The sequence below is a fragment of the Pseudomonas inefficax genome (assembly GCF_900277125.1).
In the GTDB taxonomy this organism is placed as follows: Bacteria; Pseudomonadota; Gammaproteobacteria; order Pseudomonadales; family Pseudomonadaceae; genus Aquipseudomonas; species Aquipseudomonas inefficax.
Window position 1 is genome coordinate 1 of the sequence record NZ_OPYN01000073.1, and the last position, 12,268, is coordinate 12,268.

Below are 12,268 nucleotides of genomic sequence, written 5' to 3' on the forward strand. Positions count from 1 at the left end.
GATCCTCGAAAACCGACCTTGCCAGTTAAAGACTGTTACCTATGTGCGTGAACTGATTTGTAACCCATGTGGGTGAGTCATACCGCCAGCGTTTTTTGGTTACTTTTTGTCGCGTTTGACAAAAAGTGACCCGCCGTAAGGGCGGAAAGGTGATTAAGCGCCACCTTCGAAAATGAATGTTGACCTTGTTGTTGATGCCCACGCTTGAAAGTGAAGAGCGAAGAGCGAAGAGCGGAAAAGTACTGGTCTTGATCTCGCGCATAGTCCATTTACGATGGCGACGCACACTCACCTTTTCGCCCTTACGGCGAGTCACTTTTTGCCAAACGCGGCAAAAAGTAACCAAAAAACGCTGCGCTCCCATCATCCGGCCCCTGCGCTACGCTGCGGGGTTCCCTCGCGCCGGTCTTGCTCCCGGGAGTACGCGCTGCAGGCCCCATCCATGGGGCCTCAGCGCTTGACGGGCATCCATGCCCGTCACCTCCCTCCGCAAGACCTCTGCTCGGCCTCCTGAAGTCGCGAAGATCAAGATCAAGATCAAGATCAAGATCAAGATCAAGATCAAGATCAAGATCAAGATCAAGAGCCAAAGCAGGGGACTTGCCTTGGTTTCGGGTTACTTCACTTTGCATGCACCGTAATCGCCACCAACCGCACCACCACCGGCCTGACCATCAACACACATACGAACGCCACAGGCATCGCCAACTGGTACGCCTTCAGCACGTTACCGAGATATTCGGGGTTAACCCCCGCATTCGCTGCCGTGATCACGAAACACATCAACAGCGCCATGATCGACGACATGTAGAAGGCAAAAACGTAGGGCGTGGCCCCCGGGTGCAATTTGCGTCGACTGCGTGCCTGGGACAGGTTGCTCATGCGAACTCCTGGAAGGTGATTAAAGGCGCAGGTTAGCAACGCACACGGCAGCAGCTGTAGACCAGCCGTACTGAGTTCTTTATAAAGAGATTCTTACGAATCCAAGGGCTCGGCATGGACCTGCTCAACGCCATTCGCAGCTTCATCAAGGTGGTCGAAGCCGGTAGCATCGCCGCCGGTGCCCGCAACCTGGGCCTGAGCCCGGCTGCGGTCAGCCAGAACCTGGCACGCCTGGAAGGCCACTTGCAGGTTCGCCTGCTCAGCCGCACCACCCGCAGTATGGCGCTGACACCCGCCGGTACCCAGTACTACGAACGCGTCAGGCACATCGAACGCGACCTGGCCATGGCCGAACAGGCCGTCACCACCCCCGACAGTGAACCCCAGGGGCGGCTGTGCATTGCCTCGACGTCCGCCTTCGGTCGCCACGTTATGGCACCATTGATACCCGCGTTCAGTGCCCGCTACCCACTACTTTCGATAGAGTTGATAACGACTGATCGCCGGGTCAACCATGCTCGCGAAGATGTGGATGTGAGCCTGCGCATTGCTCCACAGCTGGAGGACCAGTTGGTGGCCCGGCATATCGCCCGTATACCATTCATTTGCTGTGCCTCGCCCGGTTACCTGCAAAGCGCCGGTGTACCGGCCACGCCCGAGGCCTTGCGTGATCATCGCTGCCTGGTGTTCCGCTATCCGGTGGATGGGCGCTTCCTGCGTTGGGGCTTCATGCGCGACGGGCTGCGGTTCGAGGCAGAATTCGGCAGTGTCCTGATCAGCGACGACATCGATGCCCTGACCCAGATGGCACTGCACGATGGCGGCATCACCCGCCTGGCCGAGTTCATCGTCCGGCCGCATCTGGCCGCCGGGGCGCTGGTACCGTTGTTCGAATACAGCGACAGCGGCCAGGCCTATGCCCAGACCGAACCGATGGATATCTACCTGTGTCTGGCCGACCGCTTCGCCATGACCGCTAAAGTGCGTGTATTCATGGACTACCTTTGCGAAGCCCTGGGCGACAGCTGGCAGGTGCAAGTATGAAAAAACCGCCACGAGGGCGGTTTTTCATGTGAAGCGTACTGATCAGAAGCGGTAGGTGAGGGACGCACCGATACCGTGAGCGCTGTTCTCGTACTTGGCCTGGTAGGTACCTTTCAACGCCTGTTGTGTCGGCGAGCCCGACACATTGTTGACCTTGGTATCTTCTTCCCACAGATACGAGTAGGCAACATCGATGGTCATGTCATCGTTCGGGCTCCAGCCGGCACCAAAGCTGACCGCTTTACGATCACCCGTTGGAATACGTGGCGAGCGATCGTGGTTGTTGGTCGGCGACTGGTCGACCGAGAAGCCTGCGCGCAGGGTCCATTCCTTGTTTACCTTGTAGGCCGCGCCAATGGCATGGGCCCAGGTGTCATGCCAGTTCTGCTCTTCGGTGATGGTCTGCAGCGGGTAGCCGGCCGGTGCTTCGTTCTTGACTACGATGCTCTCCAGGCGGCTCCAGCGCGTCCAGGTGCTACCGGCATACAGTGTCCAGTGGTCATCCAGTTCATGGGTGACCGAGAAGTCCACAGACTCCGGCGTCTTGATTTTCAGGCTGGCGTCGAACTTGCCGTTCAGACCAAGCTGGGGAATCGGGTAGGAAACACGAGTATCGCCTTCAAGCTTGTAGTCGACCATCGAGTGATAGGTCAGACCCAGACGGGTACGATCAGTAGCTTGAACGAGAACACCAATGTTGTAACCGATCGCGGTGTCGTCGCCCTTGATCTTGACTTCGCCATCAGGGCCGTTGGGGCCCAGCAGGGCCTTGCTGGCCAGGTTCGAGCCCAGCTCACCCTTGATGCGGTTGATGGTCGGGCCAAAACCGATCGACACCTTGTCGTTGAAGGCATAGCTGATGGTTGGCTGGAAGGTGACAACCTCGACCTTGCTCTTCTTGCCCCAGTAACGCGCCGCGTCGCCGCTGCCGTAGTCGGTGATCAGGCCGTATGGCACGTAAACGCCGAAGCCAACGCTCCAGTGGTCATCGATCGGCTTGACATAGTAACCCATGGGCACGCCCACGACCGGGACCATGTCGCCATCGGTTTCCCCCCCGAAATTGCTACCACGGCCCGAAATATCGGTTTTGGCTATCACGGCCGCACCACCCACGGTGACCTGTTCGCGCTTCAGGCGCGACATGCCTGCAGGGTTGCCATACACAGTGCTGGCATCTTCGGCAGAAGACGAACGTCCCGCGAAACCGGTCCCCATGCTGCTGATGCTTTGCTCGTTCAGCGCGAAACCTGCGGCAAGCAGTTGGCTGGAAGCGAGGGCAACGGCAATGCCGAGGGAGGTTTTGAGCATTACTTTTTTCATTATTAGAAAACTCCTTGGGATCTCCGGGGCGAAAAGCTACCAACAAATCACGCGCCGCGCTATAGCCTCAATCGCAGGAGATAGAGCGGTTTTGTAGGACAATCCGACCAAAATTCCCTTTTTTCCGGTTTCGTTGTAGGACGCGTCTCAAGATGCCTGCGGCAATCTCTGATCTATGCAGGTATGCCAAGCGTGGGTGAAGTCGCGCAGGCGACCTTGGGGGTTGAAAATCTGTCGCCAGATCCGCGCCAGTGCGAGAAGGTCGTCGGCGGCAGGCAAGGGCGTGGCCTGCTCTTCAACGAGCATCCAGGCAATGGCGGTGGAATAGCGCAGGTTTACGGTGAGTTCCAGGTGCGGGCCGCCGAGGAAGGCGTGCTGGCTAGCCAGGCCGCGGACCAGGCTGGCCAGATCGGGGTCGCGGGCAAGGTAGTCGTCCCAGATCGCCTGGTGACGGTGTTCGCCGATACGGTACAGGCCGTGGCCACGACGGTCGTGCAAGGCCGACCCCAGGGCCGACTGGCTGGCGGCGATGCCCAGCAGCAAGGCTTCGGCGCTGGCGCAGTGGCGGTTCAGGTAGACCAGGGTAGGTCGGATCACATACTGACACAATTCATTCGCCGCGATACCCATGATGCCCTCGAGCAGTTAGGGGCCGGACGGGCGCTGGAGCTTGGCAGCTGGTGAGTGATCAGGCCCGCCGGAAGCGGCAAGCACCGCTCGAGTTGAAGTGTAGTGTGATAATCGTGGTGTAAAGGGCTGTTTTTAAATCGATTGCTGCCTGACGTACCGGGCTATATGCCTTAAGGCAATTACGCCGCGAACGTTCAGGCAGGCTTGCGATGGGATCATTCAGCGCTTGAATACCGCAATATTCGCCACTCACGCAGTGAGCGACTGGCGGGTTCGGGCGATGACCGCCTGCAGCGGTTCATTGCGGCTGTACTGTTCAGGGTAGAGCCGCTCGGTGTGGCAGGCGACGCCGTGTTCGTCTACCAGGGTGAAGCTGAAGCTGCCCTTGCGAGGGGCAACGATAAGGCACTTCAACGGCGAGAAGGCCTGGGAGAGGGTGCCAATCGCAGCCTGAATCTGATGATGAGTTTGCATATTGTTGGAGGTTCCTGCTTTAAACACGGGGTTATGATCCGTGCATGATAGAAACGTTCCAGTGACGCCTTTATTAAGGGACGAACGAACCTGACTGGAACAGGGCAGCCAGAGGGAGCGCAATCAAAAGTGGGCGCGTGGGCTGACTGGTAGGTACTTCAGAAGGCAGGCAGCACGCCGGGGCCATGGTTCTAGGCCGTCGGGGTGGGATCCTGATCAATCTGTCACGTGATTCGTGCTTGAACAGCGCTGGGCTGGCGAGTGAATCATCGAATTGGCCGGTCCTGATTTCAGCAGCGCCACCCTTGGGAGGAGCGGGGCTGCAAGGACGCTCAAGGCCAGAATTGACTTTCAGCTTGGTACTAACGAGGCGCACCTTAACGGAAATGCAGGCGCTTGGCAAGCATTTCATGTTTGTTCAGGTGAGCCGAGCAGTATGGCGCGTATTTGCTCTGCTGGGAAGAGGGGGCAAAAAGCCCGCATCCGGCCGGATGTACCGATTTCGTGCACTCAAATGAAGGTTTATGGTGCACTTGTTCACATTCGGAGCAGCGCTTGCAACTGCCTCGCAGCACGCCATGACAGCCTCGCCAATGCCTTGACTGGGCGGTTAAGTCAATGAAAAAAAACACTATTTTTAGCTGGTGAAAAAATCGTCAGTTTGAGCGAAAGCCCCAATTCATGGGGGTTTGCGGGGGATGTGGGGGGGTTGTCCACCGAGTTATCCACAGGAACTGTGGATTGTCCCGAGCGCTTGCTCTAGGACGGGCGTGCCAGCAATGCAGTTAACTGTCCGACAATCGACATGCTTCGGAAGCCCTCTTGGTCATCCACTTGAAAACGTCAAGAAAAGATCATTGAAAATTTTTTCAATCCTCCGGAAATCGAACGGCCAAGGTGCAAAAAAAAGGGTAAAGTGGCGCGCCTTACGAGTTGCCATACCTGTTGCTCATGAAGTCTCGCGGTAAACCCCTCGCCAGCCCCGCTGCATCCACGCCTGCGCCTCCCCCCAAACGGTTTTCGCTCAAAGTGGCCTTGTGGCTGCTCGATAACCCGCGCCTGGGTGACAAGCCGCAGGTCAAGCACCTTGCCGGGCGCCTGTTGAAACAGCCGGCGCGTCAGGGTGTGGTAGTGGCGCAAAGCCGGCTGGGGCAGATGTTGTGCCGTGATTGCGGCAATGCCCGTGACCGGCGTATTGGCCATGAGCTGCTGCGCCAGGCTGCCCGCGCCGGTGACCGGCGGGCGCAGCTGGAATATGCGCGGCTGTGCCAGCACAGCGAGCCGGAGCAGGCGCGGTACTGGCTGGAGCTGGCGGCGGGGCAGGGGTCGCAGGAGGCGCGGCGGCTTTTGAGGCAGTGGTTCCATGCCTGAGGTGTGTTGCCAGCACTGGCCTCTTCGCGGGTAAACCCGCTCCCACAGAAATAGCTATACCTCGGATACTGTGCAATCCCTGTGGGAGCGGGTTTACCCGCGAAGAGGCCGGAACAGGCAACACACCGCTCAGGCTGATAAGCTGCGATGCATTCATCCAGGATCATTCGGGGTAAGCATGACAGTGGATCTGGCCAGCATTCTGCTGGGCTTGGTGGCAGGTGCATTACCTTGCCTGGGTTGGGTCATGCAGGTGCAGCGCCGCCAGGGCGCGCGGCAAGGCGAGCAGGCCTTGCTTGAAGAGCGCCTCAATGCTGCCCAGCTGGCTCTGGCCGGCTTGCAGGCGCAACTGGACGCCAGCCGCGACGAGGTCAGCGACCTTACCGAAGCCAACACCGTCAAGCAGACCCAGCTGGCCGCCCAGGGCCGTGAGCTGGAGCTGCTGCAGATCGACCGCGACAACGCCCGCGACGCCGCCCACGCCTGGAACCTCGAGCGTGCCAACCGCGAAGCCGAACTGCGCCGCCTGGAGGCCCAGACCGCACGCCTGGACGCCGAACTGCGCGAGCACCAGGAAAGCCACCAGCAGCGCCTGGAAGACCTGCAGGAAGCCCGCGACACCCTGCGCGCCCAGTTCGCCGACATGGCTACCAAGATCTTCGACGAGCGCGAGCAGCGCTTCGCCCAGACCAGCCAGCAGCATCTCGGCCAGTTGCTCGACCCGCTCAAGGAGCGCATCCAGGCCTTTGAAAAACGCGTGGAGGAAAGCTACCAGCAGGAAGCCCGCGAGCGCTTCTCGCTGGGCAAGGAGCTGGAGCGCCTGCAACAACTGAACCTGCGGCTTTCCGACGAAGCCACCAACCTGACCCAGGCGCTGAAGGGCCAGAAAACCCAGGGCAACTGGGGTGAGCTGATCCTCGAACGGGTATTGGAGCATGCCGGCCTGGAAAAGGGCCGCGAATACCAGACCCAGGTCAGCCTCAAGAGCGCCGATGGCGAGCGCTTCCAGCCTGATGTGCTGATCATGCTGCCGGGCGACAAGCAGGTAGTGGTGGATGCCAAGGTCAGCCTCACCGCCTACCAGCAGTTCGTCGCCAGCAATGACGAGGCCGCGCTCAAGCAGCATGTGCAGTCGCTGCGCAGCCACGTCAAAGGCCTGTCGAGCAAGGATTACAACCGCCTCGAAGGCCTGCACAGCCTGGATTTCGTACTGCTGTTCGTGCCGATCGAGGCAGCCTTCTCGGCAGCCCTGCAGGCCGAGCCGAACCTGTTCCAGGAAGCCTTCGACCGGCAGATCGTGATCGTCAGCCCGACCACCTTGCTGGCTACCTTGCGGGTGATCGACAGCCTGTGGAAGCAGGAACGACAGGGCCAGAACGCCCGCGAGATCGCCGAGCGTGCCGGCTGGCTGTACGACAAGTTCGTGCTGTTCATCCAGGACCTGGACGAGCTGGGCAGCCGCCTGCAGCAGGTGGACAAGGCCTATGCTGCCGCGCGTAACAAGCTGTGCGAAGGGCGCGGCAACCTGGTCAGCCGCAGCGAACAGTTGAAGCTGCTGGGCGCCCGCGCCAGCAAGAGCCTGCCGGCCGACCTGCTGGAGCGGGCGCTGTCCGACGAGGCGTTGCCGGACGAAGCGCTTACTGAACCAGGCTCAGATGGCGATTGAGCATGGCGCGCAGGGCCGCCGGCTTGACCGGCTTGGCCAGGTAGTCCAAGCCGGCGGCATGCACCATGGCGAGGGTTTCCTTGCTGCCGTCGGCACTGATCACCACACCCGGCACCGGCTCGCCCAGGCGCGCGCGTAGCCAGCCCATCAGCCCGGTACCGGTCTCGCCGTCGTCCAGGTGGTAGTCCACCAGCGCCAGGTGCGGGCGCATGCCTTTGCCCAGCAAGGCTTCGCATTCGGCTTGGTTGCGCGCGGTCCATACCTGGCAGCCCCAGCGGCTGAGCAGGCTGTTCATGCCGATCAGGATGCTGTCTTCATTGTCCACGCACAGTACCTGCAGCCCGGCCAGGGGCTGGCCGCCCTGTTCTACCGGGGCGGTGGGCGCCGGGGCGGCCTGGCGGGCAATCGGTACGCTGACGCGGAACACCGTGCCCTTGCCTGGCCACGAGCGCACTTCCAGCTTGTGCCCCAGCACCCGGCACAGGCCGTCGGCGATCGCCAGGCCCAGGCCCAGGCCTTTTTCGGCGCGGGTCTGGTGGCTGTCCAGGCGCTTGAACTCCTGGAAGATCTCCTGCAGCTTGTCGTCGGCGATGCCCGGGCCGCGGTCCCACACCTCGAGCCACAACCGTTCACCTTGGCGCCGTGCACCCAGCAGGATCGGGCTTTTGCCATAGCGCAGGGCGTTGGTCAGGAAGTTCTGCAGCACCCGGCGCAGCAGCCTCATGTCGCTGTCCACCCGCAGGCGGCTGCCACGCAGGCGGAACTCCAGGCCCTTCTCGGCGGCCAGCACTTTGAATTCCGCGCCCAGGGTGTCGAACAGCTCGTTGAGGGCAAAGGGTTTGGCATCCGGTGTGATCTTGCCGTTCTCCAGGCGCGAGATGTCCAGCAGGTCACTGATCAGCTCTTCGGCCGAGCGCAGCGAGCTGTCCATGTGCTGCACCAGCTGGCGGGCCTCGTCATTCATGCCCTCGGCCTGCTGCGACAAGGCGGCAGAGAACAGCCGGGCGGCATTCAGCGGCTGCATCAGGTCATGGCTGACCGCAGCCAGGAAACGGGTCTTGGACTGGCTCACCGCTTCGGCACGGCTCTTTGCTTCGGACAACGCCTGGTTCAGTTGCGACAGCTCATGAGTGCGTTCCGCCACCCGTTGCTCCAGGCCTTCGTTGGCATCGCGCAGGGCCTGTTCAGCCTCGCGGAACGGGGTGATATCGGTGAAGCTCATGACGAAACCGCCGCCCGGCATCGGGTTGCCGATCAGTTCGATCACCCGGCCATTGGGGAACAAGCGCTCGGAGGAGTGTGCACGGCCCTGACGCATCCAGTGCAGGCGTCGCGCCACATGCACCTGCGCCTCGCCCGGGCCGCACAGCCCGCGCTCGGCGTTGTAGCGAATGATGTCGGCGATCGGCCGGCCCACGCTGATCAGCCCGTCGGGGTAGTTGAACAGTTCCAGGTAACGGCGGTTCCAGGCCACCAGGTGCAGGTTCTGGTCGACCACGCTGATGCCCTGGTTGATGTTCTCGATGGCCCCTTGCAGCAGGGCGCGGTTGAACTGCAGCACCTCGCTGGCTTCGTCGGCGATACGCACCACGTCTTCCAGCTGCATGTCGCGGCCTTCGATGGCGGCCTTGACCACGGCACGGGTCGACGAGGTGCCGAGTACCCCGGCCAGCAGGCGTTCGGTGTGTTCGATCCAGTCGCCGTCGGCGTTCTGGTTGGGGTTGAAGCCCTTGCCCTGGCGGTAGGCGAAGCGGATGAAGCTCTGCCGGGCGCGCTCTTCACCGACGAAGCGCGAGGCCAAGGTCAGCAGGTCGTCGATCTGCACCGCCAGCAGCGGCTTGCTGCTGGGCCTGGCGCTGGTTTGCTGGCCGATGAAGCGGCCGGCCTGCCAATGCTCGGAAACCCGCGTGCGCGACAGTACCGAGACCCAGGCGAACAGGGTGAAGTTGCCCGCCAGCGACAGCACCACGCCCTGGGTCAGCGGGCTGATCGGCAGGTTCAGCGGGTTGCCGTGCAGCCACGCCAACCCAGGGAACAGCTGCAGCGACCAGCCCACGCTGTGCGCGGCAATCGGCAGCACCAGGGTGTAGAACCACAGGAAAATACCAGCGGCCAGGCCGGCGAACACACCGCGGCGGTTGGCCTGTTTCCAGTACAGCGCACCGAGCATGGCCGGGGTCAGTTGGGTCACGGCGGCGAAGGCGATCTGGCCGATGGTCGCCAGGCTGGCGGTCGATCCCAGCAGGCGGTAACTGACATACGCCAGCAGCAGGATCACCACGATGGTCACCCGGCGTACCGAGAGCATCCAGTGGCGGAACGCCTCGAACGGCCGCTCGGCGTTGGTACGGCGCAGCAGCCAGGGCAGCAGCATGTCGTTGGAGACCATGGTCGATAGCGCCACGGCCTCGACGATGACCATGCCGGTGGCCGCCGAGGCACCACCGATGAATGCCAGCAGGGCCAGGCTCGGGTGTGCCTCGGCCAGCGGCAGGCTGATGACGAACGAATCGGAGATCACCGTGCCCGGCAGCAGCATCTGCCCGGCCAGTGCGATCGGCACCACGAACAGCGCGGCCAGCGCCAGGTACATCGGAAATACCCAGCGCGCCAGGCGCATGTCCTGGGGTTCGATGTTCTCCACCACGGTGACGTGGAACTGCCGTGGCAGGCAGATGATCGCCATCATCGCCACGGCGGTCTGTACCACCATCGACGGCCAGTTGATGGTCTCCTGCCAATAGTCTTGCAGGTGGATCGACTGGCGGGCCTGGCTGAACAGGTCGTCGAAGCCGTCATACAGGTTGAAGACGATGAAGATACCTACGGCCAGGAAGGCCAGCAGCTTGATCAACGATTCGAAGGCAATCGCCAGGACCATGCCGCGGTGGTGTTCGGTCACGTCCAGGCTGCGGGTACCGAAGACGATGGCGAACAGTGCCAGTACCAGCGACACGACCAGTGCGGTGTCCTGTACGCGGGTGCCGGTGGCGTCGGCATTGGCGCCGATCAGCAGGTTCACGCCCAGCACGATGCCCTTGAGCTGCAAGGCGATGTACGGCAGCACGCCGATCAGGCAGATCAGCGCCACGACCACCGCCAGGGATTGCGACTTGCCATAGCGCGCGGCGATGAAGTCGGCAATCGAGGTGATGTTCTGTTGCTTGCTGATCAGCACCATCTTCTGCAGCACCCAGGGCGCGAAGATCAGCAGCAGCACCGGGCCCAGGTAGATCGGCAGGAATGCCCAGAGCTGTTCGGCGGCCTGGCCGACCGCGCCGAAGAACGTCCAGCTGGTGCAGTACACGGCCAGCGACAGGCTGTACACCCAGGCACGCAGCTTCGGCGGCAACGGCGTGCTGCGGCGGTCGCCGTAGAAGGCGATGGCGAACATGATGGCCATATAGGCCAGGGCGACCACGGCGATCAGCCCGCTGGACAACGACATGAAAACTCCGAAGCAAAAAGATAACGCGGTCCCGATCAATCAGTCTGGCACGCAGGTGCCGCTTCGTCAGCGCAGACGATGGTCGCAGTGGCAGGTGGTCGCAGGGTTCTCGTTAACCTGTGCCGGCCCTTTCGCGGGTGAACCCGCTCCCACAGGTACTGCACTGTGGGAGCGGGTTCACCCGCGAAGAGGCCAGCAGAGCAGACATCATCCTTTACGGGTACCCAGCCAATAAAACACCCCCGCCAGTATCACCGACAACACCAGCAGGTAGAAGATCGCCCCCGGCCACAGGTGCACCAGGGCGAACCCCACCATCACCGGCCCCAGCGCCGCGCCGAGGTTGGACAGGTTCTGTGCTCCGTAATACACCCCACGCAAGTGCTCCGGCGCGATCAGGTCGATGAACATGTACTCGGCCGGGATCACGATGATCTCGCCCAGGGTGAACACCAGCATCGCCAGGCACCACGCCAGCGCCGAACCGGCAAAGGCAAAGCCCAGCAGCCCGGCGATGAACAGGCCCATGCCGGCCAGCAGCCAGGGCATCAGGCGCTGGCGGCTGATGCGGCGGCCGATCAGGTACTGAAGGGCAATCACCGTCACCGCGTTGGTGGTCACCAGATAACCGATCAGGCGCGCCGCCTCGGCCGGGCTGCTGGTTACCACCAGGTACTGCGACAGGTAGGCGGTGAACTGGCCGAATACCACCGCGCTCAGCACCCCGCCCAGGGTGAAGCATACCAGCCGCCGGTCACGGGCCAGCCCCAGTGCCACCTGGCCAAAGCCGACCCGGGGCTTGTCCGGCACACTGGCCTGCAGGCTGCGGTCACCCAGGCGCCAGTAGGCCAGGCACATGCCCAGGCCGAGCAGGGCGGAGGCGATGAACGGCATATGGTCATTCAGCTCCAGCATGGCCACCCCCAGCAGCGGGCCGGCGGCGTAGCCGACGTTGCTGAGGGTGTACTTGATGGCGAACACTTCGGCCCGTTCCTCCACCGGGAGCAATGCGCAGAAGCCCGCCTTGGCGGCGATGTCGACCACTGCCAGGGCCAGGTTGATCATTACCAGGCAGAGAAAGAACAGCAGTGCCGAGTTGCTGGCGACCGCACCGACAAAGGCCAAGGCAAACAGCAGGGTGCTGGCGCTGACCAGTGTGTGGTTGCGCAAGGTATCCACCAGGTGGCCGCCATACAGGCTCAGCAGCGAGGCGATGATCAGTGCGCCACCGATCAGCAGGCCGATCTGGCTGATCGGCAGCTGGAAATTGTCGGCCAGGTACACCACCAGGTAGGGCAGGGTGAGGGCACGGGCGACGGTGAGGGTGAAGGTGGTGCCGAGCAGCAGGCGTACAGTGTGCGGGTAGCGTTTTATGGCGGCGAGCATACACATCCTTGTTGTTCTGTTTTGCCGTGGTGACCAGCATATGC

At 62.0% G+C, this 12,268-nt stretch carries 10 protein-coding genes; 4 read left to right on the forward strand and 6 right to left on the reverse strand.

Features of this window, described 5'->3' with window-relative positions; genetic code table 11:
• The first annotated feature begins 470 nt into the window (after positions 1-470).
• Entirely contained in the window at positions 471-641 is a 171-nt protein-coding gene (locus JV551A3_RS30640) for a hypothetical protein (RefSeq protein WP_167494822.1), read from the forward strand.
• On the opposite strand, the gene JV551A3_RS09120 is transcribed toward JV551A3_RS30640, so the two are convergent.
• Entirely contained in the window at positions 622-882 is a 261-nt protein-coding gene (locus JV551A3_RS09120; RefSeq protein WP_063911565.1) for a DUF2798 domain-containing protein, read from the reverse strand. The two genes, JV551A3_RS30640 and JV551A3_RS09120, sit on opposite strands and share 20 nt — an antisense overlap.
• A 114-nt stretch (positions 883-996) precedes the next feature.
• On the opposite strand from JV551A3_RS09120, the gene JV551A3_RS09125 reads away from it, so the two are divergent.
• Positions 997-1,926 (forward strand): LysR family transcriptional regulator, encoded by a 930-nt coding sequence (locus JV551A3_RS09125; RefSeq protein ID WP_133970611.1) that lies wholly within the window; start codon positions 997-999, stop codon positions 1,924-1,926.
• A 42-nt stretch (positions 1,927-1,968) separates the two neighbouring features.
• Here JV551A3_RS09125 and JV551A3_RS09130 read toward each other — a convergent pair whose 3' ends face one another.
• The 3 genes from JV551A3_RS09130 to JV551A3_RS09140 form a co-directional block, all read right to left on the reverse strand.
• Positions 1,969-3,249 carry an OmpP1/FadL family transporter gene (locus JV551A3_RS09130; protein ID WP_133978585.1) on the reverse strand — a complete coding sequence of 427 codons (1,281 nt, stop codon included), beginning with the start codon at positions 3,247-3,249 and terminating at the stop codon, positions 1,969-1,971.
• Positions 3,250-3,396: 147 nt separating this feature from the next.
• Complete coding sequence (locus JV551A3_RS09135) at positions 3,397-3,879, reverse strand: hypothetical protein (protein ID WP_025338041.1); 483 nt, start codon at positions 3,877-3,879, stop codon at positions 3,397-3,399.
• A gap of 249 nt (positions 3,880-4,128) precedes the next feature.
• Positions 4,129-4,353 carry a hypothetical protein gene (locus JV551A3_RS09140; protein WP_009686213.1) on the reverse strand — a complete coding sequence of 75 codons (225 nt, stop codon included), beginning with the start codon at positions 4,351-4,353 and terminating at the stop codon, positions 4,129-4,131.
• 951 nt (positions 4,354-5,304) lie between these two features.
• On the opposite strand from JV551A3_RS09140, the gene JV551A3_RS09145 reads away from it, so the two are divergent.
• Both JV551A3_RS09145 and JV551A3_RS09150 read left to right on the forward strand, forming a co-directional pair.
• Positions 5,305-5,724 (forward strand): tetratricopeptide repeat protein, encoded by a 420-nt coding sequence (locus tag JV551A3_RS09145; protein WP_133970613.1) that lies wholly within the window; start codon positions 5,305-5,307, stop codon positions 5,722-5,724.
• 292 nt (positions 5,725-6,016) lie between these two features.
• Positions 6,017-7,390: a DNA recombination protein RmuC gene (locus JV551A3_RS09150; RefSeq protein ID WP_166674226.1), complete on the forward strand. Its 1,374-nt coding sequence runs from the start codon at positions 6,017-6,019 to the stop codon at positions 7,388-7,390.
• Here the strand turns inward: JV551A3_RS09150 and JV551A3_RS09155 are convergent.
• Both JV551A3_RS09155 and JV551A3_RS09160 read right to left on the reverse strand, forming a co-directional pair.
• Positions 7,362-10,838, reverse strand: a complete 3,477-nt coding sequence (locus JV551A3_RS09155) for a hybrid sensor histidine kinase/response regulator (RefSeq protein ID WP_133970615.1) — start codon at positions 10,836-10,838, stop codon at positions 7,362-7,364. The two genes, JV551A3_RS09150 and JV551A3_RS09155, sit on opposite strands and share 29 nt — an antisense overlap.
• 207 nt (positions 10,839-11,045) lie before the next feature.
• A complete protein-coding gene (locus JV551A3_RS09160) occupies positions 11,046-12,224 on the reverse strand; it encodes an MFS transporter (protein ID WP_133970616.1) in 1,179 nt (392 codons plus the stop codon).
• Positions 12,225-12,268: the final 44 nt, after the last annotated feature.